This is a genomic window from Pseudoalteromonas sp. THAF3 (assembly GCF_009363775.1).
GTDB lineage: Bacteria > Pseudomonadota > Gammaproteobacteria > Enterobacterales > Alteromonadaceae > Pseudoalteromonas > Pseudoalteromonas ruthenica.
On record NZ_CP045418.1, the window covers coordinates 1,764,522 to 1,791,065 of the forward strand.

A 26,544-nucleotide genomic window follows, 5' to 3' on the forward strand; every position below is an offset into this window, starting at 1 on the left:
TACTAAACCGGCTCTATATATCTCGTTATCGATTAGGCAGTGGCGCCTTCGATATCACCTTCTTTAGGGTTTGCACCCCAATCGTTGTCACCTTCTTGGCTGTCTTGCGCAAGGAAGATAATAACTACGATAAAACCGATAATTGGAATAAGGTAAAGTAGTTGCCACCAACCAGAACGGCCAGTATCGTGTAAGCGACGAGCACCCGCAGCTAAACTTGGAACAAGTAGCACTAACGAGTAGATTGAACCGATAAAAGCCGTGCCTAAAACGCCATCAATCACCGCAGTAACGATGCTAAAGATGAAGTTGAATAAAAAGAACATCCAGTAAGCTTTACGACGGATACGGCCTTTAAAATCAGCAAAGCGTTGAAACGCTTCAATATAATAGTTCATCACTATTTTCCTATTAGTTATTTTGAAATTCCTTTGTCCTGAGCGATGTACGTCAGAGCAAGCCACCTTTGCAGCGCAAAAGTTAGGATAATAATAGAGGAAAATAGCTATAAAAAAAACTAGCCGGAGCTAGTTTTTTCAGTTTTTGTTCAGCTAATTGGACCAGTTAGCGCATTGCCATCAGCATTTTACTTGGCTGCTCTAAGAAATCTTTCCATAGATTATTAAAGCGGGCGATGGTGCCGCCATCAATTACACGGTGATCCCCTGACCAACTGACCTGCATTATTGCACGCGCTTCAACATCACCAGCTTCGTTAAAGCGCGGCAATTGCTGTACTTTACCAAGGGCAACAATGGCTACTTCAGGCTTATTGATAATCGGTGTAGCTGTCGTGCCGCCAATAGCACCGATGTTAGAAATAGAGATAGTCCCTGATTTCAAATCGGCTGGCGCTACACGCCCTTCTCGGGCACTGTCAGTAAGGCGAGTTACTTCGTTAGCGACATCAACAATCGATTTGCTCTGCACTTGTTTTACATTGGGTACCAGCAATCCAAGTTTAGAGTCAACGGCCATGCCAATGTTGTGGTCATCGAAGTAGGTTAACTCAGTGCACTCATCATTGACTTGCGCGTTTAACACCGGGAATTCTTGCATCGCCAGTGATAGCGCCTTGATGAAAAATGGCATCATAGTTAACTTCACGCCTTGCTGCTTATACTGCTCTTTGAGCGCGCCGCGCAATGCGATTAAGTCCGTAAGGTCAATTTCGTCACTGTATGTAAAGTGCGGAATAGTGGAAACCGACGCCGACATCTGCTTCGCCATGGCCGCTTTCATACCTTTGATCGGCTCTACACGAGACCCGCCACTTTGTTGATTGGCGTTACTCGATGTAGTGTTGCTCGGCCCTTGCTGCGAAGCACTTTGCGCTGTGTCACCAGATGCCAAGAAGCGTTCAATGTCTTCTTTGTATACACGGCCATTTTTACCGCTGCCAGGAACTTTGCTGATGTCAATATCATGCTCACGCGCACGGCGACGCACAGCAGGAGATGCTAATGCTTTTCCTTGGGCAACAGAGGTGTCAGTATTGGCCTCTGAGGCTGCTTCATTATGCTGTGATTGCGCTGCCGAGTCAGTGCTCTCGTTACGTTGCTCGGCGTTTGTCGAACCGGCAATTTCCATTTGGAATAGCGGGCTGTGCACCTTAGCAATATCACCCTTTTGATAATAGAGCTTGACCACTTGACCGTCGTACTTAGCAGGGATTTGCACCAGCGCCTTGTCTGTCATCACATCACATACCGCTTGGTCTTCTTTAATGGTATCGCCTTCACTCACCAACCATTCAACTATTTCACACTCGACAATGCCCTCGCCAATATCAGGCAAGATAAAGTCCTCGCGCTGAGTACCCGCGCTGTTAGACGTTGCACTCGCTTGCTTCACTTCGGGCTCTTGCTCGGTGCTTTGCGCCTTGGAGCTGTCTTCTTGCTCGCCGTTTACATCCATTGCAAACAATGGTTGATGTACTTTAGCAATATCCCCTTTGGCATAATAAAGCTCAGTGATCACGCCATCATGTACCGCTGGGATTTGCACTAGGGCTTTGTCAGTCATGACATCGCAAATGGGTTGATCTTCTTTGACTTCGTCACCGACTGCCACCAACCACTCAACCACTTCACATTCAACAATGCCTTCACCAATATCTGGTAAAATAAAATCTTTTGCCATGATTATCCCCTTAAAACTCAACCGCGTTTTTAATGGCTTCGAATACCTTCAGCGCATCTGGAATATATTCTTTTTCTAGTGCTAATGGATACGGTGTATCCAAGCCACACACACGCGTGATGGGTGATTCCAAGTAAAGGAAGCATTGTTGCTGGATGGTCGCCACAATCTCGGCGCCAAAACCATTAGTAATAGGCGCTTCATGACTCACCACGAGTCGACCTGTCTTTTTCACAGACTCAGCAACGGTATCGACGTCCCAAGGAAGGATGCTGCGCAAGTCTATCAGCTCCACACTGATCCCCTGCTCTTTAGCTTTCTCAGCCGCTGCTGCAATGATTTCCATCTGTGCACCCCAGGCCAATACAGTCACGTCTTTACCTTCTTGCACCACTTCGGCTTTGCCCAGCTCAATGGTGTAATCTTCCTCGGGCACTTCGCCAGTAGAGGCCCGATAGAGACGCTTTGGTTCGAAGAACAGCACTGGGTTGTCATCTTTGATGGCAGCGCGCAGTAAGCCTTTGGCTTGGTATGGGTTACGCGGTACTACAATCTTTAACCCCGGGGTGTGCGCAAAATACGCTTCAGGCGATTGCGAGTGGTATAAACCTCCGGCAATGCCACCACCATAAGGTGTACGGATGGTAAGATTACCGACATTAAACTCGTTACCGCTGCGGTAACGGAACTTCGCTGACTCATTAACGATTTGGTCAAACGCAGGGAAAATGTAATCCGCAAATTGAATTTCAGCAATCGCTGGCGCACCAAACGCAGCTAAACCGTTGGCGAATCCCGCAATCCCTTGTTCGGTTAGCGGCGTGTTGAATACCCGGTGTTTCCCGTATTTCTCTTGTAATCCGGACGTGGCCCGAAATACACCGCCAAAGTAGCCAACATCCTCACCGAAAATACAGGCATGGTCGTGCTCTGCCATGGTGATATCCAACGCCGAGTTGATAGCATGAAGCATGTTCATTGTTTTCATTATTTCAATCTCCCTGCTGTTGTTGGATAGGCATCGGGGTACTTCTTAATATGAGTCTTTAATTCATTGTATTGCTTTTCAAGACTCGGGATGGGCGTGTCATACACGTCGCTAATAAGGTCTTCCAACGGTGGCTTAGCCACTTTCTCTGCCGCCTTTAATGCTTCAAGAATTTGCTCACGCACTTTCTCTTTCACTTGCTCGTCTTCTTGTTCATCAAGCCAGCCTTTACTCAGCAACCAATTGCGAAAACGTGCGACTGGACAGTTTTCACGAAAGCCCGCTTCTTCATCTTTAGAGCGGTAGCCGCTCGGGTCATCCGAAGTAGAGTGCGCCCCTAGACGGTAAGCGAGGGATTCAATTAGCACAGGTTCACCGGTTTCGGTGGCAATTTCACGTGCCTTTTTGGTCGCCGCATAAACGGCTAAGGCATCGGCTCCATCTACACGGATAGCTTTAATACCATAACCCACACCACGCGATGCAATACCGTCGCCGGCAAACTGCTCATCGGCGGGGGTGGAAATCGCATAACCGTTGTTACGAGCAAAAAACAGCACTGGCGCTTTATGTACAGCGGCCATATTTAACCCGGCATGAAAATCACCCTCTGATGCCGCCCCTTCGCCAAAATAGCAAATGGTGACATTATCAATAGTGCTATCGAGCTCGCCGGAGTCTTTGTTGACATGCTTCAGTTTCTGCCCATAAGCATACCCAGTCGCTTGTGGAATTTGCGTGCCCAGCGGTGACGAGATGGTCATGTAGTTGAGCTCACGAGAGCCATAGTGGATTGGCATTTGGCGGCCTTTACCCAAGTCCTGCTCGTTTGAGAACATCTGATTCATGAACTGCTCTAGGGTAAAACCTCGGTAGCGTAGCGCCGCCTGCTCACGATACTGCGCCATGATCATATCGTTATCATCAAGCGCCGCCGCACTGGCGGTTACCGCAGCTTCTTCACCTAAACACTGCATATAAAAGCTGACACGCCCTTGGCGTTGTGCTGCTTGCATACGCTCGTCTAAGGCACGTATGAAGCGCATGGTATCGTATATTTTTAGCGCTGTTTGCTTATCAATTTCTGGCTCTTTTGCACCCTCAAGCACACTACCTTGTTCGCTAAGAACGCGATAAGTAGGCACATCGAGGCCATGGCCATCAATAAATTCTAGTTCGTGATTAATATTCAACGAAACATTATTGGGGTTAGTCATAACCTTCCCTTCTGTTGTTGTCACCAAGCTAAGCGTTGAGATGTTGTTATTGTTGCTTTGCTGATCGACTGACTTGCAATAGTTAGTCTTTCAGTTAGTGAATAATGGTCTAAATCTTCCACTACACGCGCTTAGTTTAAATTATGCTGCCGCCACTTTACGTCAACGTAAAGGTATATTCAACTAATGATAGCCGAATATTCACATCATTGAGAATGGGGCCTTGGCAAGTTCCGTGTACGCTCCGTAACGTATTGAAATAAATGGATATTACGGAGCAAAGTGGTCGGATCAGATGAACTCATCGGTGAGTTTTGTGGGGACAACTGTGAGCAAAGCTCGTTGCCCCAATGCGACTTTAGCGTTAGGGAAAATAATCGCCTCACCCTCTACCTCGGCACGAATTTCTTGCTCACCATCATGACCTAATAATTCACCTTTGGCGAAGCCAGTGAAATTAGGCACATCGTCGGCAAAGGTAAAGCTGAAATCTTCATGATGGCGATTAATGGTGCGATAAACCGAAAATAACTCAACATCATCCGCATGAAGTTCAGGGTAAGTCACGGTTTCTTGCGTGATCAATGCCTCAAGGGTGGCTTTGGCTTTAGCGAAACGGCTCATGTCGTTGTCACCAAAAGGACGCACTTTCCCTAATTCAATAGTGAACGCATCTGCATCAAAATGACGGGAAGAAAAATAACTGAAGGTGGATGCGGGTTCAGACATTAGCAACACCGTTTGTACACCACAACTAAGCAAAAACTGTAGTTGTTCGCGTTTATGGGGTTTACCATGTAAAAACGGATACACCGCAAATTTCTCGTTCTTGGAGTCGCGAATCGCGGTATGCAGGTCATAATGTGCACGATAGCGCCCTTGCCCCGCCATGGTAAAGAACTGCTCTACATAGTGTTCAAGCTTTTTCGCGCGCTGACGCTCAGGGTTATCTACCCCACCCTCGCTGTGCTTGCCGCAGAACAGACGATTAAGGTTTTCATCGACAAAACGCTGGCCAATATTAATTGATTTCGGATTACCAAAAATGAACAGCACACGGTGAGTTAAAGTAATGTGTTCAGCGATAATGGCTTGTATCAGTTGATCACAAATTTCTATAGGCGCAGTTTCATTGCCATGCACGGCACTGGAGAAAACAAAATCCTTATCACCGTATTGCGCTGGAGTGAATTCAATGACTCCTGTGTCAAGGACCTTTACAATTGTGCCATTATCAAGCGTGAACTGCTCTGGCGGCAGATTGAATTCATTTTCACGGGTTATGCTAAGGAAGTCACCGGTCTCTTTCAGACGCTGTAAATACATAGTACACCTTTATTGTGAGAGCTTCGCCGCCTATCGGCAGCGTTATCAAGATAAACAGTAAAAAGCCAGTCGAACGACTGGCTTATATGAGCGGGTTAAGCAATGGCGTTATCAACCAACGCCTTGGCTGCTTGTTCTAATTGTTGTAAATGTTCTTCACCTTGGAAGGACTCAAGGTAAATCTTGTAAATGTCTTCGGTGCCCGACGGTCTGGCCGCAAACCAGCCATTTTCAGTCACTACTTTTAGACCACCAATCGGAGCATCATTGCCTGGCGCATGAGTCAGCTTGGCTGTGATCGCATCTCCGGCCAGTTCAGTGGCCGTAATGGCCTCAGCACTGAGTGCTTTCAGTTTCGCTTTTTGCTCACTATTAGCAGGGGCGTCAATGCGTTTGTACACAGGCTCGCCAAATTTTGCCACTAGCTGCTGGTAGTACTGCGAAGGCGTTTTGCCGGTAACGGCGAGAATCTCAGCAGCAAGTAACCCCATAACAAATCCGTCTTTATCGGTGTTCCATACCGAGCCATCTAAGCGTAGATACGAAGCTCCGGCACTTTCTTCACCGCCGAAACACAATTCGCTGCTATGCAAACCGTCAACAAACCATTTAAAGCCCACAGGGACTTCAAACAAGGTTTTACCGTGGCTTTGTACCACTTTATCAATCATCGCACTGGAGACCAAAGTTTTACCGACTTTCACATCGCCCGGCCACGCGCTGCGATGAGTCAATAGGTAATCAATAGCGACGGCAAGAAAGTGGTTGGGGTTCATCAACCCGTCTGGGGTAACAATACCGTGGCGGTCATAATCTGGGTCGTTACCAATGCCAATATCGAAGCGGTCTTTTAGTGCGACCAAATTGGTCATCGCATAAGGGGATGAGCAATCCATTCGGATTTTGCCATCTTTATCTTGTGGCATAAACGCAAAACGCGGGTCTATCGCGTCGTTCACAACCGTGAGGTTTAATCCATATTGCTTGGCAATATGCGGCCAATAATGAATTCCCGAACCACCGAGGGGGTCGATACCTATGGTGATCCCTGATTTGGCGATCGCGTGCATATCAACGACATTGGCTAAATCAGCAACAAATGGGGTTATTAAGTCCACGTATTTGATAAAACCAGAGCGCACGGCCTTAGCAAAGGGGAAAAGCTCCACTTCCACCAGATCTTCAATGAGTAACTGATTCGCTCTATCTTCAATCCATTTTGTGGCGTTGGTATCAGCAGGCCCACCATTGGGCGGATTATATTTAAAACCACCATCTTGAGGTGGATTATGTGAGGGTGTCACCACAATGCCGTCGGCCAATTCATGTGGGTGGGCTTTATTGTGGCTCACTACCGCATGGCTTATCACCGGAGTGGGCGTAAAGTCATCGTCTTGCTGGGTAATGATTTGCACTTCGTTGGCGACCAATACCTCAATGGCAGAATTAAACGCCGACTCCGACAACGCATGCGTATCTTTGCCTAAAAACAGTGGCCCGAAAATATTCTCTTTTTTGCGGTAATCACAAATAGCCTGGGTAATAGCCAAAATGTGAGATTCATTAAATTGCGTATTAAAAGAACAACCACGATGACCGGAAGTACCAAATGCGACCCGGTGCTCTGGAAATTGCTCCACATCAGGCTCATTGAGATAATAAGCGCTCATTAATTTAGGTACATTAACAAGATCGGCTTGCTTGGCGAGTTTTCCGGCATTGGGGTGAAGGGCCATACCTGATTCCTTATAAATAGTCGCGAATAGTTTCTGCTTGCTCTTTAGTGTAACCCAGCTCTAACGCCGCTTCATGCAACATCATTTTCTTACGGGTGGTATTAGAGTTGGTCATTACCCAAAAAGGACTGTCATCGATATTCTTTGGGTTTAGACTGCTACCACTGGCCTGCAACTCCTCTTTACTTTTACCAAAGTATCGACGGTCACGGCCTTTAATATTCAGTACGCGGTGGAATGTGGTTTTATGGGTGCGGTGCAGCGCTGCAAGAATAAACAAGAAGCGGCCAACAACGCCCTTTTGCATCGCCAATTCTTCTTTATTAAGAATGTCGAACACGCTGGCTTGGCTATCATCAGCTTCAGCCATGGGCTGCGCTTGCTGCTCCTCGGGCTCATCGCTTACATCGGTTTCTACAGTGGCTGGCGCAGCTACGGGCGCTGCGCTTTGCAAATTCAATAAACGACGCAAAATCTCAGAGGCACTTTCGCCAATGCTTTGGGTATTGCTGGCAATATATTGGTATAGCTCGTCGTCTATTTCTATTTTTTTCATGATATTCCTGTCATTACTGCCAAGTTTACAAATGCTTTGCAGAATTATACCCAAGTTACCTGAATAAGCTAGGGGGCGTGCCCTGTATAGGCCCTTAGCAACTGAGCAGTGTTTGACCAAGTGTTGCATTGCGCGCGCCCAGTGGGCACAATTTACCTACTTTCATCGATGATAACGTGTTTATGTTACTAAATTATCAAAGCAGCTCTGAGGCGCCAAAAAATGCTCCCACTGTGATTGTTATTCATGGTTTATTTGGCTCATTAGATAATCTTAAAGTCGTTGCCAGAGCCCTCAGTGAGCAGTTTCATGTAATTAACGTGGACGTGCGCAATCACGGTCAATCTTTTCACAGTGAGACCATGACCTACCCCGCTATGGCCGAGGACATTATTGCGCTGATGGATGAGCTGGAGATCGCGCAAGCGCACATTGTTGGTCATTCCATGGGCGGCAAAGTGGCTATGCAAGTAGCAATAGATGCACCCGAGCGCGTCAGCAAGCTCGTTGTACTTGACGTGGCTCCAGTGAGTTACCACTCCCGTCATGACGCCATTTTTCAAGCGCTTGAAGGCGTTGCCAGTGCATCAGTTGGCTCACGTTCGCAAGCGGATGAGTTAATGAGTGAATACATAGCCACACCGGGTGTACGCCAGTTTTTGGCTAAAAGCTTGAAAAAAACCGACAAAGGCTCCTTAGAATGGCAATTTAATTTGCCAGTGCTAAAACAGCAATATGCTAATATCCTATCGCAGCCAGTTGTAAATGATTCTTGTTTGTGTGATACACTGTTCGTTAAAGGTGGCGACTCAGATTATATTTTGCCTGAGCACAAAGAACAGATCATGACCCTGTTCCCGAATGCCAAAGCAAAAGTAATTCAAGGCACCGGACATTGGCTACACGCTGAAAAACCGGCAGCAGTAAATAAATCCATCGTTGATTTTTTAACACGTTAATCCATATCAATAGTATGAGCGTAATTTAGGGTTAGTATAACGGAGGCTAAAAGCCTCAATATCACCTAAATTATTGGATTTTTCTGTGCTACAATGCGCGCCGTTTTACAGATAGGTAGCAGTCAATGGTCGACCAATTAATCAATGAGATCGATACCCTCGGGTTATATTTTGGCCTTGCTGGCATCTTTTTTTTCATCGGCATGGCAATTCAAGACGTACTTAAAAAAGGCGATGTGCCTAAATTTGGTCGTTATATTGTCTGGCTTGTGTTGTTTTTAGGCTGTTCCGGCTTTATCGCCAAAGGGCTTATTCAAGTCTTCTGGCAAGGAGCAGGTGTGGGTTAACCATGGCCAAGTCAGAGCTAGATAGAACCACGCTCGATTTATTCGAGTATGAGCGACGCCCGGGTCGTCCAAAAACTAACCCGCTCCCTCGGGAGTTACAACTGAAAGTAAATAAGCGTAACCAGCTCAAGCGCGATAAAGCGCGGGGCTTGAAACGCGTCGAATTTAAAGTTTCATCAGAGCTGTATCAAGCATTAAATGATATGGCAGATGCGCAGAATATTAGCCGTAGTGCGTTGATTGAAACCATTTTGCAAGAACGATTGGCTATAGATACATAAAAGGTTATTTATTCATGGCAAGTGTAGGTATATTTTTTGGTAGTGATACGGGTAACACTGAGCACGTTGCAAAAATGATCCAAAAAGAGCTCGGCAAGAACATGGTAGCCGTGCACGACATCGCGAAAAGCAGCAAAGAAGAGATTGCAGAGTTTGACCTGCTGCTCTTTGGTATCCCCACATGGTACTACGGCGAAGCGCAGTGTGACTGGGATGACTTTTTCCCTGAACTAGAAGAAATCGACTTTGACGGCAAGCTATGTGCTATCTTTGGTTGTGGTGATCAAGAAGATTATGCCGAGTACTTCCTTGATGCCATGGGCATGGTCAACGACATTATCACCGAGCGTGGTGCTATTGTAGTCGGTAATTGGCCTACCGAAGGCTATGATTTTGAAGCATCAAAAGGGCTGGTTGATGACGAGCATTTCGTTGGCTTGGGCATTGATGAAGACCGTCAACCAGAGCTGACCGATGAGCGTGTGAAAACCTGGTGTAAGCAGATTTTTGATGAAATGTGCCTAGCAGAACTTGCCGACTAAGAACAAAAACGCTAAGGGTAACTTGGCTTTACACTTGATAGTAAAGCACGTTATTCTTAGCCATTATTATGCGTCGCACGCACCGCTTGCTGTGGCTTAGCGGTGCAACCAAGAATCTAAAATCGAGAACAAGTTGAATGACTGATCATAATCTAGAGCTTAAAAAAGCGGGCTTAAAGGTCACGCTACCGCGTATTAAAATCCTAGAAATCCTCCAGTCTCCGGATAACCAACACATCAGTGCCGAGGACGTCTACAAAATCCTGCTTGATAACAGCGAAGAGATCGGTCTGGCTACTGTTTATCGCGTTTTAAACCAGTTCGATGATGCTGGCATTGTCACCCGCCACCACTTCGAAGGCGGCAAATCGGTATTTGAATTGGCCGGCTCTACGCACCACGACCATTTAGTGTGTTTAAAATGTGGTCGAGTGATCGAGTTTGAAGACGACATGATTGAACGTCGTCAGGTAGAAATCGCAGAAGAAAACGGCATTACGCTAACTAATCACTCACTCTATCTATACGGCGAGTGTAAAGATGTTGAAGCGTGTAAGAACTACGCCGAGATGAGCAATAACTAATTGCTAATATGAAAAAAACCTGCGCTAACGCAGGTTTTTTGTGTCTTTGGTTTACTGACAATGGCCCTCATCAATACTAAGTTTCAAGCTCGCTCCAGCGCTGTTGCCGGATACTTTTAAATACCCCCAGTAGTCGCTTTGACCACTCACCGATAAACACTCCACGTTTCCTGATGTATCACTGCGGGCCTCAACATTGCTGCCGTTGGGCCAGCCTTGGTTGGCATATTCCAGCATTAAATCGCCACTGCCATGGGCCGTTTCGATACGCACACTTTGCGCTGCGGCGACATTTTCAATACTAAACCACATCGGTGCCTGCGCACCTAAGCAGATAGTCTCACCGGCCACTAAGCGACCATCAGTACGCGGTCCTTGTTGCGCGCACATATCATCGATGTGAGAAGGCGCCTGATAGCTGGCTGTTAGGCTCACATCCGCAAACGCATTATACCCCCTGACCATGATATACACTTCACTGGTCGCGCTACCTAGATTGAGCTGGCATTGTTCCTCATTACCACCAATATACGGACGACAGTCAAACTCGCCTGTGGTGGGGGCTTGTTGTTCACGAACATAAAGGTCAGCATCACCACTGCCTCCTGAAAGGGTCACATCAAGTGCTGAAGTGCCTTGCGGCAGTGTGATACGGAACACTTGCTCGCTATCTTGTGCTCCACTGATAGACACGCTTTGCCCATTGCTCAGCTCAGTAATACCGCCGCTGCTATCGGCCTCAATGGTAATACTGTGACTGATACTGTGGCTCAGGCCCTGCTCATCACTCACACTCAAGGTCACGATGTAACTTCCCGGCTGATTATAGCTATGCTGTGCAATAGCCCCTCGCCCTGATGTGCCGTCACCAAAGTCCCAAAGATAGCTTGCGATAGCGCCTTCGCTGTCGCTGCTCGCACTGCCATCGAAGCTCACACTTTGATTCACAACCCCGGTATCGAGGGCGTTAATGCGGGCCGTTGGCGCGGTATTGTTCTCGCCACCAGCGAGCGCTTGTGTCCAAGTCGTGAATTCATTGCCATAACTCGCCGCCCAGCTATTCATTTGGCTTTGATAGCCTTGCCAGTTGCCCTGGCGAGTATTCGCTAGCATGTTGGCCAACTCGCTACGGTGACGCTCAAACATAAAGCGCACCCCCAAGTACCCCCAGCGATAAATTCTATCTTGGTCAAAACCGGCATACGTGGTGGCAAACACCTCGCCTAATTGGTAAGTGCTGCCATCTTTTATGGTCTCAATTGCAGCGCTGTTGTCCTCAAGTAACGAGACATATTCAGCCACTCCCTCACTCCACCAAACTATATCGGCTGTCGGGGCATTAAAGTCACCATAAAGATTAAAGCGCCCGTCTAAGTAGTGAACATATTCATGCTCTAAATTCCAGACATAGTGGTCAGCGTTGGCATAGCTGGCCTCGTAAGCAACAAAGTTGGCCTGATTGTCCGGGTTGCTCGGATCACCCTCTAAATACATACCGCCATTGTTGGTATCGATGCCAAAAATAACCCCAGCATATTTTTTATAATCGTCGCTGCTATTGAACACATTCACCTGTAAGAAGGAGTTCAAATCATCGGCAACAGGTTGATTATTAGTGGCTAACTTGTCGTGGAACACCCCTTCTTCGTAGGCCATTTTTTCACAGGCTGCTTGTTGTTGACTGGCACTTAATTGCTGTGCACGAATGCGAATGGTGTCACTGCACTGGTGAATTTGACCCAATACCTGCTGCTCAACCTGTTCTTTAAAACCACATACCTCAAACTGCGCGCAGGCACCGTAGTAATCGACGATATCGGCTGCGCCTAACCAGAGGGCATCACCGTAGCCAACCATGTTATAACGGGCAAATAGTGCGCTAAGCTGCTTATCGGCCTCATCTTCAATTGGCTCGCCGCTGTGCATTTTTAACCGCGCTAACTCCCTTGCCGCGTTGGTGATCAGATATTCGCTGTCGCTACCTATCATCCAGGTTTGCGCTGTGAACTCACCTAACAATCGTGCCAGCTCCGTATCGGTTTTTGCCAGCGCCATGAATTCATCATTCCATTGGCCTCGGAACAAAATGGTAAAAATACCATTTACCGCCGAGCGCATATGCCAGCTATTACCATAACTTTGGTCCCAACGACTTAGCCATTGTTTAACTTGCGGTAAGTAGCGGTGTTGTAATTCAGCGCTATCCATAGTGATGATCACTTCACTAAGCGTCTTGCCATGGGCGTCGCTGTTGGCATAAAAGTGGGTATTGGCGACAAAGGCATCCAGTGCTTGCTGGGTCGCCTCAGTTGCAGCTAGCGATAAGCTTACCTGATCGTTATAGAACTCGACATAGAAGCCAGCGCGCAGAAACAAAAATAGCGCTTCCAAATTAGCACTGCCTTGGCCGTTATAATTGCTGGCAAGCACAAGCGCCCTATCAGCGACTGCTAACATTTTACCATCAGTAACAATTTGTCCAGCGATATCATTGCTGGCACTAAATAGCGCGTTGACGCAATCCACACCCTGACTGGTCACTTGCTCGGCGATGGTGGCGCTCGACGCGTCAGCCAATTGCTGCAGAGCACACTGCGCACTCGCATCTGCCATCAAGCTAGAAGGTGAAAGCTCATTAACTAAATGGATTGAAGAAAGCTGCGTTTGCCTATCAGCCGTTGGCGGCGCGATATGTTGCCTCTGCTGGTCCGTCTCATGGGCAACGGCCAATGAATGCTGTGCACTTATAGGTTTAAACAATCGCTTGCCATCACTGGTGCCCGGGTGCGCGCTAACGTGGCCAGCTACGCAGCCAAGCGTAACCATCAGTGCCGACGTAATTGCTGATTTTCTCATAATGTACCTTTTCTGGGTTGATTGAACTCGCGGCAAAGTTAACATTTAGTTAATAATGTATACAATATATTTTATATTCGTTGTGGTTATATCGTTAGATTCAAATTCCCTTTTTTGATTACAAGCAACGTGTTAGGCCATTACTCGCTGCGAGCCGAGCTGCAAGATGCCAAGCATATAGGTCGGAACAATAAAGAGAAGAAAATATGACAATGACGGAAATGGACGTCCCGGTTTTTATATATTGACTATACTCAGGGCTAGCGACCACGTAGGTCGCATTATGTGGTAAATTTATAGGGCCTACCGAATCATGCAAGAAGAATTATTAAACTCGGTTATCAAAATTACTAAAACCAGAGATGTAAACTCCCTCGAATACAGCCTAGTCACCACCCTACAAGAGTTCATACAGTGCCAAGAGATAGCAGTTTATAAGGACTTACAGGACTTTGGCCGCAAGGTCATCGAGTGCAGCCTGGTGCTACACCATGAGAATGCCGGCCAATATCAATGGCACGACACACACATTGTAGAATCCCCTGAATCTGAACTTCTCTCGTGTTTACAATCTGCTTGTATCATTACCGTACAGAACAACAATGGCATTGAGCATCGTTGGCTGCCCATTTCGATTTTTGATAAACCTGTGGTCGCCATCAAGGTGGTCAGTAATCACTTGAGCTCATCACAACAAGTGTTACTAAACGCCTTTTGTCGTATTTACGAAAATTACCTAACCATTTTACATGAGAATGAGCGCGACAAGCTGACCGGATTACTAAATCGGCAAACCTTTGAGCGTAAATTTAAACGCCTGCTAGAAAAGCAAGTGATGAACCAAAAAGCCCATAACCGAGAGAATAATAACCGCAAGCGCCAACCCGAGAGTTACTCGTGGTTAGCAATGGTGGATATCGACCACTTCAAACAAGTTAATGATAACTATGGTCATGTCTGTGGTGATGAGGTATTGCTTATCTTGGCGCAGCAGATGCGCGGCTTCTTCCGCGCTTCAGACTTAATGTTTCGCTTCGGCGGCGAAGAATTTGTTCTTATTTTTGAGCCTTGCAAACAAGAAGATATCAATGAAAAAATGCAGGCGTTTATGGACCATGTGCGCAACACCCACTTCCCCTTTGTAAAAACGCTGACAGTCAGTGTGGGGATGGCTCGTATCAGCCCTTATGACTTCCCCATCAGCGTATTAGAGAACGCCGACAAAGCACTTTATTATGCAAAAAATAATGGCCGTGATCAGCTGCACTTTTTTGATGATCTTGTGCAATCCGGCGCAATTTCACCGGACAATGCTAATCAGGATGAAGGGGATATCGACCTGTTTTAGGCCGCCTCCCCAGGGTGTCGCTGAGTCGTTTGCGCCGCAACTAATGGGTGTACAACTGCTCAAGGTAACTGATGGCGACTTGGTGCCAGTCAAAGCGCGTGTTTTTGGCTTGCGCGCACAATGTCTGCCACTGAGCTGGATCGTTATGATAAACATCAAGAGCACGCTGCAAGGCAGTGAGTAGCTGCCGACTTTGCTGTTTTGGGCTATTGCCTGTGAAGGTGAAACCATTGACGCCTTCGGCAATGGTGTCTTTAAGGCCGCCTACTTGATGTACTAAGCAGGGCGTGCCCTCGCGCATCGCTAAAAGCTGACTGATGCCACATGGTTCAAATGAACTGGGCATACAAAATAATGACCCAAGCTGGTACATCGCATCACCCAATTCCAGGGCAAAACCACGTACAAACAAGAAGTTGTCATGCTCGGCCATCGCCTGTGTTAGCAACGCTTCAAGCGCCGGGTCGCCAGAGCCCAGCATCATAAAGTGCTTGCCTTGCTCAGCTAAACATCGCAACAGTTCACCCAGCGTATCATCATCAAGCAATAGCGCGACTTTTTGCGGGCTGATCCGCCCTACAGAGCATAGCCAGGGTGTGACCTCGTTGGCACGCCATTGTTGCAGGCGAACATGGGCGATGTAATGACTCGCGCTTAACTGATTGGCCTTGCCCATCCATAGTAATACAGCCTGCTCAGCGAGCTGCCATAACCGTTTTTGAGTGTAATTTACCGACTCGCTTTGGTAGTCACAGCCATTGAGGATGCCCAACAACCGATTTTGCTGCTGCGCGGCAACCAACTGGTTTTCCAACCCTTCTCCACCGATAAAACCATGCTCCATATTGCTTGGACGCTGAACCTCTTGCATATACTGGGGCGAGACCACGTGCACTTTGTCACATAGTTCAATGGCAGCGCGCATCGGATTATAGCAATGGGGATAGCGCGGATCGCAAATACGCTGGCCATCGTAGCTTAACCATGGAAACCACGATTCAAGCGCCGACGGGTCGTGGGCAAACGGCCTCACTCCTTGCAATGCTAAGTTGTGAATGGTGTACACCGTGTGCATGGCTTTTAGTCTTTGCAAATCGTTGCCATAAGCACGAAGCACCGCCAACGTGGCGCTGTGCCAATCATGTAAATGCAACACATCAGCCGCCAGTACACCTTGCTCTATTGCCTGTGCCACCGCCAAGCAAAATAAGGCAAACTTACTGGCGTCTGCGGCAAAGGGCCGGCCATCTTCATCGTGATGATAAACATGTTCACTGCACAGCCACGGATGCGACAACACATAGTGACTGACTCCATCGCGTTTGCTTACCAATAAAAGCTGTATATTAAGCCGTTGGTGAGCAAAGTGAACCTGCACCTCGGCACAGGGCTGCGCCTCAATGAGCTCCATACATTGGTAATGCGGCAAAATGACATCGACTTGAGTACCTTGCTCGGCCAAGGCTTTTGACACATTGCCCACCACATCAGCCACTCCACCCACTTTCGCACCGACAATGGCGCTACTCTCAGCACAAACAAATAACACTGATTTCATTATTACGCTCGCTGCTGACTCTGGGCATCGGTTTTTTGCGCAAGCGCCGCCAACATATCGCGCGTTACCAACACAATGCCATTTTTGGATACGCGAAAGCCGTGTTCAATATCTTCCTCATGATCTAAGCCAATGGTCAGTCCTTCAGGTATCTCACAGCCCCGGTCAATGATCGCTCGCTTAATATGGCAACCGCGATGAACGACCACACCGGGGAGCACCACCGCTTGCTCAATTTGACAAAATGAGTGCACGTGCACATTAGAAAATAATAGCGATTTGCGCACTTGCGAGCCGGAAATAATACAGCCACCGGAAACCGTTGAATCCACCGCCATCCCCCGGCGTTCATCGTCATCAAAAATAAACTTCGCTGGCGGTAATTGCTCTTGATAGGTCCAAATGGGCCAAGTGGGGTCGTACAAATCCAATTTCGGCTCCGGTTCAACCAACTCCATATTCGCTTCCCAAAACGAATCTAAGGTGCCAACATCACGCCAATAGGGCTGCCCAGACATGCTCGGATCGGTAAATGGGAAGGCATATACCTGGTGATTGTCGATGATTGCCGGGATGATATCGTGACCAAAATCTCGCCCCGAGCAGCTGTTTTGCGCATCTTTTTGCAATTGCTCAAATAAAAATTCAGTGTTAAACACGTAGTTGCCCATCGAAGCTAAGCACCGACCCGGCTTTGCTGGAATTTCATTCGGCACAGCGGGCTTTTCATCAAAGCGGCGAATACGGTTTTGTTCGTCGACGGTCATAACGCCAAAGGTGTTGGCAGCCTCTTCGGTATCGACTTCAATACAGCACACCGTCATATCGGCGCCCGTTTCTACATGTTTTGCCAGTAACGCCCCGTAGTCCATACGGTAAACATGATCGCCTGATAAAATCATGACATAACGGGGTAGCTCATGACGAATGATGTCCATATTCTGAAATACCGCATCGGCAGTGCCGCAATACCACTCATCGCCGTAGCGCTGTGACGCGGGTAAAATCTCTACTGACTCACCGAGCTCTTTTTTAAAGTGTCCCCAGGCGCGATGTACATGACGAATTAACGAGTGCGACTTATATTGAGTCGCCACCCCGACCCTACGTATCCCCGAATTGATGCAGTTCGACAGCGGAAAATCAATGATGCGATGCTTACCCCCAAAATACACGGCCGGCTTGGCGCGCCAGTTGGTCAGCTCATGTAACCGCGATCCCCTGCCTCCAGCGAGGATCAAGGCGTAAGTATCACGGGTTAAAGTACTAATGTATCGATTTGCATAACTTGGCATCGTTATTCTCCTTGGCACGTTGGCATGGCCTGTAACTGCCATATGTCTTCACTGTATTGGGCAATAGTGCGATCACTGGAAAACTGACCAGAGGCAGCGGTATTTAAAATACTCATTTGAGTCCAGTGTTGAGGGTCTTGATAAGCTTCGCTGACAGCTTGTTGAGCTTGGCAGTAACTGGCAAAGTCATAACAGGTAAGCCAAGGATCGCTATCGTCATAAAGGAGGTTAATAATGGGAGCGAAAATATTCGGCTCACACAAATTAAAATGACCGCTTTGTAGCAAAGCGATTACTTTTTGCAGCTGCGGGTCGTTATCAATAATAGCGCGTGCGCTATAGTGCCTACGGATATCGTCAATTTGCTCAATCTTGGCGCCAAAAGTAAAAAAGTGCTCGCCACCGAGTGCTTCAAGCATTTCCACATTGGCGCCATCCAGGGTGCCTATGGTCAGTGCGCCATTCATCATAAACTTCATATTGCCGGTGCCTGACGCTTCCTTACCCGCCGTGGATATTTGCTCTGATAAATCCGCTCCAGGGCAAATTGTTTCCATCGCTGTGACATTGTAATTCGGTAAAAACGCCACCCTTAACCATGCCTTCGCACGGGGGTCATCGTTAATGGTGTTGGCAACATTACATATCAACTTAATAATGCGCTTAGCCATATCGTAACCGGGGGCCGCTTTGCCTCCGATCAGCACACAACGGGGCACCATGCCTTGCGTATCGCCATCACAAATGCGCCGGTATAAATGAATCACATGCAAAATATTGAGCAACTGGCGTTTATATTCATGAATGCGCTTCACCTGCACATCAAACAGCATGGTCGAGTCAAATTGCACGGCGCAGCGCTGTTGCACCAACTCGCACAGCCGCGCTTTGTTGGCTTGTTTTACCTTTTGCCACGCGGCAATAAAGCTATCATCATCGTAGTAACGGCGAATACGGTTAATATGCGCGAAATCTTTTACCCAATCATCGCCTATTTTGGCGGTGATCAACTTTGCCAGCTCGGGGTTACAATGGGATAGCCAACGCCTAGGTGTGACCCCATTGGTCTTGTTATTAAACTTCTGTGGCCACAGCGCATAAAAATCTGCAAACAACTGCTCTTTCAGTAAGCGGCTATGCAGCGCCGCCACCCCATTGACAGAATAACTGCCAACGATGGCTAAATAAGCCATACGCACCTGGGGATTTGCCCCCTCTTCAATAAGCGACAAAGCACGCTGTTTTTGTGCACACCCGGGCCACTGTTTGGCGACTAAGATTAAGAACCGTGCGTTAATTTCATAGATAATTTGCATCAAACGCGGCAGTAGCCGTTGCATTAAAGCCACAGACCATTTTTCCAGCGCTTCAGGTAACAAGGTGTGGTTGGTGTAGGCCATGGTACGAGTGGTTATCTGCCAAGCATCGTCCCAACTCAAGCAGTGTTCGTCGATAAGCAGGCGCATTAATTCAGCTACGGCAATACTGGGATGCGTATCGTTGAGTTGAAATACATGATAATCGGCAAAATCTGTAAACTGTGCGCCTTTGATTGCTATCCATTGGTTGAGGCGGTCTTGCAGTGCGGCACTACAGAGAAAATATTGTTGGCGCAGGCGCAGCTCTTTGCCATTTTCACTGCTGTCATTGGGATACAGCACCATGGAAATTTGCTCGGCGAGGTTTTTTTGCGCCACAGCCTCGGCATAGCCACCAGCATTGAATTCATCAAGGTCAAACTCATCGGTGGCCTCACTTTTAAATAGCCGTAAGGTATTGACGATATCATTACCATAGCCTGGCACGGGCACATCATAAGGCACAGCTAACACATCTTGGGTGTCCAGCCATTGGCGGTGCTCGCGGCCTTGATGATCTCGATAAATATCGACATGACCAAAAAACTTCACCCGCACGGTTTTATCCGGTGCTGGTAATTCCCATGGATGGCCTTCACGCAGCCAATGATCGGGCTGCTCTATTTGCTGACCATTATCAATGCGTTGATTAAACATGCCGTATTCATAACGAATACCATAACCTGTGACCGGCAAGGCCATGGTCGCACAGCTATCTAAGAAGCACGCAGCCAAACGCCCTAAACCACCATTTCCTAAACCAGCGTCGTGCTCAGCGCTGGCTATATGTTCGAGCTCGGCGCAGTAATTGGCTAATGCGGCGCTCACCTCAGCAGCCATATCTAGGTTTAAAGTAGCGTTATTTAAGCTACGTCCGATGAGAAACTCTAACGACAGGTAGGCCACTCTTCGTGTTGGCACTGAGGTGGTGACATTGCGGGTTTGTCGCATGCGGGCCACCAGCCTATCACGTATTGTCAGCGCCAGTGCTTGATACAAATAATGCTGCGATTCGCCCACCTTGTCGCGCCCGAGGGTATAGTGAAAATGGCGAGCCAAATCATCGGCCAACGTTTCGCTATCAAGTAGCGGCGCATCCTGCCAATCCACAGGGTGGCATACAGTGCCAGACGTAGTCATAGTGTTTGCCTTGTATTGTGTTTGTTTTCAACGTTACTAAACACCCAACCACTACAGGGAGTTAAGGTTATTTCTTGATCCACAGCGATGCCCTGCGTTGCAGACACACTGTGTTCATCCGTACTCAAGCGCAGGTGCCATTGCAGTGGCGTATTATCAGGGCTCACTAAGCGCAGCGCTTGCTCGCGCCCGCCGCGATGCAGTACCACACATAAATAGTGATGGGCCTGGGTATCGATACTGTAATACACCAAGGTATGCAGCGAGGGGTCATGCCAATCGTCATTGCTCATCGGCTGCCCGTCAGGGCGATACCAAGCAATCACAAAGCGCGGATCGTTGTCATGGATGTACTCCGGGTGCGTAAAAATGGCGAATTCACGACGCAGCCTTTGCACATCGCTGATAAACAGTGCTAACGGATGGTGGCGAGAGACATCGTGCCAACTAAGCCAATTAATGGCGTTATCTTGGCAATATGCATTATTGTTGCCCCCCTGTGAGTGCCCCATTTCCGAGCCGGCGCTGAGCATGGGCACGCCTTTGGAAAGTAATAAGGTGAGCAGTAAGTTTTTTTGTGCTCGCAAACGCAGTAACTTGATGTGGGCATCGTCGCTGTGCCCTTCCACACCATAATTACAACTGTAGTTGGCATTATGACCGTCTTGATTGTGCTCTCCGTTGGCGTGATTATGCTTTTGCTCATAGCTGACCAGGTCGGCCAAGGTATAGCCATCATGACTGGTTATAAAATTAATGCTGTAGCTTGGCACCATGCCGGTGGCGCTGAAAATGTCGGCAGAGCCATGCAAGCGCTTGGCTAACACCCCCAGTAAATCGCTATCGCCGCGCCAAAACCGCCTGACAACATCGCGATATTGGTCATTCCACTGTCGCCATGGAGCAGGAAAAGCGCCAAGCTGGTAACCTCCGGGGCCAATATCCCAAGGCTCGGCAATCAGTTTCGCGTGTTGTAATACCGGGTCTTGAGCAAGGCATTGAAAAAAGACATGTTCAGGGCTAAAACCATGGCGCTCTCGGCCTAAAATACTGGCCAAGTCAAAACGAAAACCATCAACCCCATATACCCGATACCAATGCCGTAAGCTGTCCATGACCAAGCGCAACGCACCCTGTTGGGTTAAATCTAAGGTGTTACCGCAGCCGGTGTCGTTAATATAATGGCCTTGCTCATCAAGGCGATAATAACTGCGATTATCGATGCCCCTTAGGTGGCAACAAGGGCCAAGGGCTTCGCCTTCACAGCTGTGGTTGTAAACCACATCAATCAGCACTTCGATATTGTGTTGATGTAACTCCGCGACCATGGCTTGAAATTCGTGCACATCGCCGCTAACCAAATAATCACTATGCGGAGTGAAAAAGCTCAGGGTGTTATAGCCCCAATAATTACTCAGCCCGAGTGGCTGTAAAAACGCTTCACTAATGAACTGCTGCACGGGCATAAGCTCAATGCTGGTCACACCTAGCGCCTTGATATGCTCAATGAATTGCGGCGTTGCTAAGGCTGCAAAACACCCGCGTTGGGCGTTCTCAATATCGGGGTGGCGCTGCGACCACCCCTTGACATGACATTCGTAAATAACAGTGTCATGCCAGGCAATCTCCGGGCGTTTACCTTTATACTGGCTCAGCGCGGTTACCTGTGCTTTAGGCATTAAGTGAGCATTATCAAACGGACATAGCTTACCTTGCTCATCAATAGCGCGGTGGCGAATACTGTGTTGAAAATCACCAAATAGCGAGTGTGCATAAGGGTCGAGCAGCAACTTGTTAATATTAAACAACTGCCCTTGTTCAGGAGCAAAAGGACCATCCACACGATAGCCATATAACTGCCCTTTTGCAGCCCCTGCAACATGAACATGCCAATACCCGGGTTCACCTTTATGCAGGACTATGCGTGCAATTTCACTGTGCCCAGAAGCATCATACAGACACAAGTACACGGCACTGGCATGACGCGAGTACAAGCAAAAATTAACCCCTTGATCATCAATATAAGCCCCCAAGGGAGCACCAACGCCCGGCTTGGTAATAAATTTACTCATGATCAGGTGCCTCCCACAACAGATAAACACAAGCCAATGGCGGCACACAGATGCTGATAGACTGACTTTGCCCATGCCAGGGTAGAGGCTCCGAAAGGAGTGGCTCTGAATAGAGTGGCTCCGATGGGGATAGTTGCTTATTTGCAGGTCGCTCAGCGCACACCCTAACGCCACTGCCGAAGTATTGACTCTCATCGCTATTAGCGATAACTCGGTAACTACCAGCGTGAGGCACACCAATGCGAAAATCATGATGTACTTGAGGCGTCATATTCACAACCGCGAGCACGACTTGCGGGCGGCTACTGGCAATACGTACAAAGCTGTAAATGCTTTGCTGGCTATTATTCCCATCTAACCACCGAAACCCACGCTCATCACAGTCATTTTCATGCAGAGCCGGGTAAGAACGATAAAGCTGATTCAGGCATTTAACCCAACGCTGCATGCCTTGGTGCGCTGGGTCATCAAGCAGGTGCCAATCCAGCGCATGGTTATGATCCCACTCGCGCTGCTGAGCGAACTCGCCGCCCATAAATAGCAGCTTTTTGCCAGGATGAGCCCACATAAAACCTAAATAGGCGCGCAGGTTCGCATGTTGCTGCCAACTATCTCCTGGCATTTTACTCAGCAGCGACCCTTTACCATGAACGACTTCATCATGGCTTAAAGGCAAAATGTAATTTTCACTGTAGGCATAGACCATGGAAAAGGTCATGTCGTGGTGATGGTATTGGCGGTAAATCGGGTCTAACTGCATGTAGCGTAATGAGTCATTCATCCAGCCCATATTCCACTTAAAACCGAACCCTAAGCCGCCACTGTCGGTGGTTTGTGTGACTCCAGGCCACGCGGTCGATTCCTCTGCGACCATCATAATGCCGCGATTTCGCCCATAGCACACACTGTTGATTTGCTGCAGGCAAGCAATAGCACCGAGGTTTTCTCGCCCGCCCAAGTGGTTGGCCAACCACTGCCCATGCTCACGACTATAATCAAGGTATAGCATCGATGCCACGGCATCCACGCGCAATCCATCTACCCCGTATTGCTCTAACCAAAAGCTGGCGCTAGAGGTGAGAAAGCTACGTACCTCTTGGCGCTCATAATTGTAAATATAGGTATGCCAATCTGGATGATACCCTTGGCGATGATCGGCATGCTCATACAAATGCGTGCCATCAAAACGCCCTAAACCGTGAGCATCTGCCGGGAAATGCCCCGGCACCCAATCTATTAGCACACCAATATTGTGCGCACGGCATTGCGCGCAGAAATAGGCAAAATCATCGCCGCTGCCGAAGCGCGAGGTAGGCGCGAAAAGGCCGGTGCTCTGATATCCCCAAGAGCCATCAAAGGGGAATTCGCTAACGGGCATTAATTGAATATGGGTAAACCCCATTTCTTCAACGTACGGAATTAATTGCGCGGCTAACTCACGGTAATTTAAAAATTGGTTATCGGCGGTGCGCCGCCAAGAGCCAATATGCAGCTCATAAATACTAATGGCCGCATCGATGGCATTGCGGCGCTCGCGTTGCTCATAGCTTTGCTCATCCAGCGCTTTAGGCAACGTAACTGCACTGACACGCGAGGCGGTATTTGGCGGCAGCTCTGTAGCAAATGCATAGGGGTCGGCTTTTAGTAAGGCCTCGCCCGATAACGTACGAATATGGTACTTGTAGCATTGGCCCGGCGCTACATCGGGTATAAAAATCGCCCAAACACCGCTGTCTTCAACCCGCGCCATGGGGTGCTGGCGACTATCCCAGTGGTTAAAATCCCCAGTCACACTCACCGCGAGGGCATTAGGAGCCCACACACTAAAACGTACGCCAGGGTGGCCTTGCAGGGTCATCATATGGGCGCCAAGGTGGCGCTGCGCCTGTTGCTCTGTGCCTTGGCGGAAATAATATAAATCGGCGGCACTGAGCCCTAGGGGTAAGCAAAATGGGTCGGCCTGAACCACCACAGCCTCTGGGTAAGTAACACAGAGCTGATACGGAACAAATTCCGCCTGCGCTGGCGCGATAAATACCTCGGAGTCTGAATAGCGCTGGGCAATACAAGTGTGAGTGGCAAATTGCACCTCCACCGCCAAAGCACCGGGCTTGTAGAGAATCACATACCAGCTGCCGTCAATACATTGATGGCCCAATAGCTGTCGCGGCTCACCCACTTGCGCCCCTTCAAGGGCGCAAACAGCATCGGCTAAATCAGGAAGTGGCGTATTATCAATCATTGCATGTTCCATGACGACTCCTAGTCAGTTCACAGATAAACTGCTGTTGCTGCTTTAAAATAGCGACAGCAGATTGGCTCAACTGTCGTCGCCAGTTCGGGTATTCACGGTGCGTACCGGGGATATTGACCGGCGCATGTTGGCCGTCTAAATCATCAAGTTGCAGGGTCAATAACTTACTACTTCCTTGGGCAAGTGCCCGGCACAAGGCGCGATATACATCGGCACTGGTGCTGTGTAACGAAACCGACTGCCCTTGTTGGGTGAGTCGCTCAATCAGCGCGCTTTGATGGTTTTGACGTTGCTCATATAACGACTGTTTTTGCTCTGCACTGATAAGCGCCAGTTGCAGCGCTTGATTAAGATCATCGCCCTGCCACCACTGGGCAAAAGGCGGTAAATCGTGGTTGCTGATCATCAATAAGGTCTGCCCATCAAGGTGTTGCGGCGCGCTAAAGGCTGAGTGCTGGTAACAAAAGTAATACACGGTGTTGGAGAATATCTGCGCTTGTGCCAAGGCCTGTCGTACTTGCTCTGGCACCACGCCTAAATCTTCACCAATCACCACACATTGGTGTTGATGACTGAGTATTTTTATTAGCGCTAACAACTCATCAAAGGGGTAATAGACATAACAGCCCTGCTCATCGACACACCACCAAATGCGCATCAACGCCATCACATGATCAATACGCAGCGCCCCTGCCCCTTGCATATTGGCGCTAAATAACGCTTTGGCATAGGCAAACCGGTGGCGCTTCATCGCTTGCGGCAACAATGCTGGCATGCCCCAATTTTGCCCCTGTGGCGCAAAATCATCCGGCGGCGCACCAATACAGGCATGGGGGGTAAACAGTGCTCGGTAACGATTAAACTCGCCACCACCGTCACTCACGCCAACGGCCAAATCATTGATAAGGCCCAACTCCATACCCGCCTCTTGCGCTATATTTTGGCATTCTTGGCGCTGCAGCCAGGCTTGCCATTGCCAATAACAAGCCTGCTCATCATCTGGTTCATCCAAGGTATCAAGAGCCACACGGTGCTGCTCTTTAAACTGTGCAAATTCGGCCTTGCGCTCAGCACTTGCTGTGGTGCAAAAACGCTCAAATAACGCGTGTAATAATGGCAGCTTAAGCGCATAGACTTGCTCGTAATCAAGCCAAGGCGCACTTGCTACATTGCTATAGTGCCTTTTAGCCTCATTAAGCTGCGCCAAAATCGCCGCATCACATTCCGGTGAATCCTGAACGGCAATGTACAGCGGATGGATAAGCATGCGGCTGCTAGGGCTGTACGGGCTATGCCTACTGGCATCATTACAATCGAGTAAGTGCAAGGGATTAAGTAGCACATAATCTATGGATAACGCAGTGGCTTCGCGCAGCAGCGCTTTAAGATCCGCAAAATCACCCATGCCCACCCCGTGTTCGCTCACCAAGGTGTACAAGCCGCACGATAACCCCACACTTTTAACAGCTGCTTGCTGGCCATAAGCGCCTTGATAAACGTGTTGTGGCGCCCACCACAGCTCTAGCTCAGCGCTATGCTCTGCGACGCGGACCCGAGCGGCGTAAAACCCAGGCGCCAACCAACCTTGACCCAGTTCATAGCTAAGTGCGAGGTAGCGACAGCCATCAATCACGTAGTCACCGGTGACTTGCCCTTGGCTAATGCACCAGTTAGCGTGTGTTGCGTTCACCTCTAGGTGCAAGCTTGCACTCTGCTGCCGCTGAAACTGCGCCTCGCTCAGGCGGATAACTAAACGTGGCGAAGGCTCCGAGATAACCATAATGTCATCGCAAAGTTGCTGCCAAGGGGCCGCATCAAGCTGATAGTTAAGCGCGGCTAAGGCGTCGAGGTTATCAACATCGACCCCCATGGCCTCAAGCACTTTTACCCGCAACGCTTGATCAAATTGTTGCAGTTGCCCTTGGTAATCCACGTAGCTGTCGCCAACCCCCATCAGATAGAGGCTTTGTGCCAGCGTCTGCATT

The 26,544-nt window shown here is 48.5% G+C and carries 20 protein-coding genes; 6 read left to right on the forward strand and 14 right to left on the reverse strand.

Features of this window, described 5'->3' with window-relative positions:
- Positions 1-32 precede the first annotated feature (32 nt).
- The 7 genes from FIU82_RS08125 to seqA all read right to left on the reverse strand — a co-directional run bounded on the left by FIU82_RS08125 (position 33) and on the right by seqA (position 7,965).
- Positions 33-398: a DUF805 domain-containing protein gene (locus FIU82_RS08125; protein WP_022946553.1), complete on the reverse strand. Its 366-nt coding sequence runs from the start codon at positions 396-398 to the stop codon at positions 33-35.
- 166 nt (positions 399-564) lie between these two features.
- Complete coding sequence (locus FIU82_RS08130; RefSeq protein WP_152440807.1) at positions 565-2,142, reverse strand: dihydrolipoyllysine-residue acetyltransferase; 1,578 nt, start codon at positions 2,140-2,142, stop codon at positions 565-567.
- Positions 2,143-2,152: 10 nt separating this feature from the next.
- On the reverse strand, positions 2,153-3,130 hold the full coding sequence (locus tag FIU82_RS08135; protein ID WP_022946551.1) for an alpha-ketoacid dehydrogenase subunit beta: 978 nt from the start codon (positions 3,128-3,130) through the stop codon (positions 2,153-2,155).
- Complete coding sequence (locus FIU82_RS08140) at positions 3,130-4,347, reverse strand: thiamine pyrophosphate-dependent dehydrogenase E1 component subunit alpha (protein ID WP_022946550.1); 1,218 nt, start codon at positions 4,345-4,347, stop codon at positions 3,130-3,132. The genes FIU82_RS08135 and FIU82_RS08140 overlap by 1 nt, the downstream gene beginning before the upstream one ends.
- A gap of 291 nt (positions 4,348-4,638) precedes the next feature.
- The gene (astE, locus tag FIU82_RS08145) at positions 4,639-5,673 is read right to left on the reverse strand and encodes a succinylglutamate desuccinylase (protein WP_022946549.1); all 1,035 of its coding nucleotides are present in this window, start codon (positions 5,671-5,673) and stop codon (positions 4,639-4,641) included.
- 95 nt (positions 5,674-5,768) lie between these two features.
- On the reverse strand, positions 5,769-7,409 hold the full coding sequence (gene pgm, locus FIU82_RS08150) for a phosphoglucomutase (alpha-D-glucose-1,6-bisphosphate-dependent) (protein WP_045978341.1): 1,641 nt from the start codon (positions 7,407-7,409) through the stop codon (positions 5,769-5,771).
- Between the two features lie 10 nt (positions 7,410-7,419).
- The gene (gene seqA / locus FIU82_RS08155) at positions 7,420-7,965 is read right to left on the reverse strand and encodes a replication initiation negative regulator SeqA (protein ID WP_152440808.1); all 546 of its coding nucleotides are present in this window, start codon (positions 7,963-7,965) and stop codon (positions 7,420-7,422) included.
- 182 nt (positions 7,966-8,147) lie between these two features.
- On the opposite strand from seqA, the gene FIU82_RS08160 reads away from it, so the two are divergent.
- The 5 genes from FIU82_RS08160 to fur all read left to right on the forward strand — a co-directional run bounded on the left by FIU82_RS08160 (position 8,148) and on the right by fur (position 10,678).
- Positions 8,148-8,924 (forward strand): alpha/beta fold hydrolase, encoded by a 777-nt coding sequence (locus FIU82_RS08160; protein WP_152440809.1) that lies wholly within the window; start codon positions 8,148-8,150, stop codon positions 8,922-8,924.
- 125 nt (positions 8,925-9,049) lie between these two features.
- Complete coding sequence (locus FIU82_RS08165; protein WP_022946545.1) at positions 9,050-9,271, forward strand: DUF2788 domain-containing protein; 222 nt, start codon at positions 9,050-9,052, stop codon at positions 9,269-9,271.
- Positions 9,272-9,273: 2 nt separating this feature from the next.
- Positions 9,274-9,552, forward strand: coding sequence for a LexA regulated protein (gene ybfE / locus FIU82_RS08170; RefSeq protein ID WP_022946544.1), 279 nt, complete (start codon positions 9,274-9,276; stop codon positions 9,550-9,552).
- 14 nt (positions 9,553-9,566) lie between these two features.
- Complete coding sequence (gene fldA, locus FIU82_RS08175; protein ID WP_022946543.1) at positions 9,567-10,094, forward strand: flavodoxin FldA; 528 nt, start codon at positions 9,567-9,569, stop codon at positions 10,092-10,094.
- 137 nt (positions 10,095-10,231) lie between these two features.
- Positions 10,232-10,678, forward strand: a complete 447-nt coding sequence (fur, locus tag FIU82_RS08180; RefSeq protein ID WP_022946542.1) for a ferric iron uptake transcriptional regulator — start codon at positions 10,232-10,234, stop codon at positions 10,676-10,678.
- 51 nt (positions 10,679-10,729) lie between these two features.
- Here the strand turns inward: fur and FIU82_RS08185 are convergent, their stop codons facing one another.
- The gene (locus FIU82_RS08185) at positions 10,730-13,534 is read right to left on the reverse strand and encodes a collagenase (RefSeq protein ID WP_152440810.1); all 2,805 of its coding nucleotides are present in this window, start codon (positions 13,532-13,534) and stop codon (positions 10,730-10,732) included.
- A gap of 313 nt (positions 13,535-13,847) precedes the next feature.
- Here FIU82_RS08185 and FIU82_RS08190 point away from each other — a divergent pair, with 313 nt between their 5' ends.
- Entirely contained in the window at positions 13,848-14,882 is a 1,035-nt protein-coding gene (locus tag FIU82_RS08190; protein ID WP_022946540.1) for a GGDEF domain-containing protein, read from the forward strand.
- Between the two features lie 40 nt (positions 14,883-14,922).
- Here the strand turns inward: FIU82_RS08190 and FIU82_RS08195 are convergent, their stop codons facing one another.
- The 6 genes from FIU82_RS08195 to malQ are packed head-to-tail and all read right to left on the reverse strand — an operon-like array spanning position 14,923 to position 26,543.
- Positions 14,923-16,440: a glycogen synthase gene (locus tag FIU82_RS08195; protein WP_152440811.1), complete on the reverse strand. Its 1,518-nt coding sequence runs from the start codon at positions 16,438-16,440 to the stop codon at positions 14,923-14,925.
- 2 nt (positions 16,441-16,442) lie between these two features.
- Entirely contained in the window at positions 16,443-17,735 is a 1,293-nt protein-coding gene (gene glgC / locus FIU82_RS08200; RefSeq protein ID WP_022946538.1) for a glucose-1-phosphate adenylyltransferase, read from the reverse strand.
- A 2-nt stretch (positions 17,736-17,737) separates the two neighbouring features.
- Positions 17,738-20,233, reverse strand: a complete 2,496-nt coding sequence (locus FIU82_RS08205) for a glycogen/starch/alpha-glucan phosphorylase (RefSeq protein ID WP_152440812.1) — start codon at positions 20,231-20,233, stop codon at positions 17,738-17,740.
- Entirely contained in the window at positions 20,230-22,305 is a 2,076-nt protein-coding gene (gene glgX, locus FIU82_RS08210; protein WP_152440813.1) for a glycogen debranching protein GlgX, read from the reverse strand. The genes FIU82_RS08205 and glgX overlap by 4 nt, the downstream gene beginning before the upstream one ends.
- A complete protein-coding gene (glgB, locus tag FIU82_RS08215; protein ID WP_253946306.1) occupies positions 22,298-24,559 on the reverse strand; it encodes a 1,4-alpha-glucan branching protein GlgB in 2,262 nt (753 codons plus the stop codon). Before glgB ends, glgX begins: the two co-directional genes overlap by 8 nt.
- The gene (malQ, locus tag FIU82_RS08220) at positions 24,540-26,543 is read right to left on the reverse strand and encodes a 4-alpha-glucanotransferase (protein WP_152440814.1); all 2,004 of its coding nucleotides are present in this window, start codon (positions 26,541-26,543) and stop codon (positions 24,540-24,542) included. Before malQ ends, glgB begins: the two co-directional genes overlap by 20 nt.
- Between the last annotated feature and the right edge of the window lies 1 nt (position 26,544).

Bases quoted from the DNA above. Each gene is read 5' to 3' on its own strand.
- FIU82_RS08125 (WP_022946553.1), bottom strand. From the start codon at position 398: ATGAACTATTATATTGAAGCGTTTCAACGCTTTGCTGATTTTAAAGGC.
- FIU82_RS08130 (WP_152440807.1), bottom strand. From the start codon at position 2,142: ATGGCAAAAGATTTTATTTTACCAGATATTGGTGAAGGCATTGTTGAA.
- FIU82_RS08135 (WP_022946551.1), bottom strand. From the start codon at position 3,130: ATGAAAACAATGAACATGCTTCATGCTATCAACTCGGCGTTGGATATC.
- FIU82_RS08140 (WP_022946550.1), bottom strand. From the start codon at position 4,347: ATGACTAACCCCAATAATGTTTCGTTGAATATTAATCACGAACTAGAA.
- astE (WP_022946549.1), bottom strand. From the start codon at position 5,673: ATGTATTTACAGCGTCTGAAAGAGACCGGTGACTTCCTTAGCATAACC.
- pgm (WP_045978341.1), bottom strand. From the start codon at position 7,409: ATGGCCCTTCACCCCAATGCCGGAAAACTCGCCAAGCAAGCCGATCTT.
- seqA (WP_152440808.1), bottom strand. From the start codon at position 7,965: ATGAAAAAAATAGAAATAGACGACGAGCTATACCAATATATTGCCAGC.
- FIU82_RS08160 (WP_152440809.1), top strand. From the start codon at position 8,148: ATGTTACTAAATTATCAAAGCAGCTCTGAGGCGCCAAAAAATGCTCCC.
- FIU82_RS08165 (WP_022946545.1), top strand. From the start codon at position 9,050: ATGGTCGACCAATTAATCAATGAGATCGATACCCTCGGGTTATATTTT.
- ybfE (WP_022946544.1), top strand. From the start codon at position 9,274: ATGGCCAAGTCAGAGCTAGATAGAACCACGCTCGATTTATTCGAGTAT.
- fldA (WP_022946543.1), top strand. From the start codon at position 9,567: ATGGCAAGTGTAGGTATATTTTTTGGTAGTGATACGGGTAACACTGAG.
- fur (WP_022946542.1), top strand. From the start codon at position 10,232: ATGACTGATCATAATCTAGAGCTTAAAAAAGCGGGCTTAAAGGTCACG.
- FIU82_RS08185 (WP_152440810.1), bottom strand. From the start codon at position 13,534: ATGAGAAAATCAGCAATTACGTCGGCACTGATGGTTACGCTTGGCTGC.
- FIU82_RS08190 (WP_022946540.1), top strand. From the start codon at position 13,848: ATGCAAGAAGAATTATTAAACTCGGTTATCAAAATTACTAAAACCAGA.
- FIU82_RS08195 (WP_152440811.1), bottom strand. From the start codon at position 16,440: ATGAAATCAGTGTTATTTGTTTGTGCTGAGAGTAGCGCCATTGTCGGT.
- glgC (WP_022946538.1), bottom strand. From the start codon at position 17,735: ATGCCAAGTTATGCAAATCGATACATTAGTACTTTAACCCGTGATACT.
- FIU82_RS08205 (WP_152440812.1), bottom strand. From the start codon at position 20,233: ATGACTACGTCTGGCACTGTATGCCACCCTGTGGATTGGCAGGATGCG.
- glgX (WP_152440813.1), bottom strand. From the start codon at position 22,305: ATGAGTAAATTTATTACCAAGCCGGGCGTTGGTGCTCCCTTGGGGGCT.
- glgB (WP_253946306.1), bottom strand. From the start codon at position 24,559: ATGGAACATGCAATGATTGATAATACGCCACTTCCTGATTTAGCCGAT.
- malQ (WP_152440814.1), bottom strand. From the start codon at position 26,543: ATGCAGACGCTGGCACAAAGCCTCTATCTGATGGGGGTTGGCGACAGC.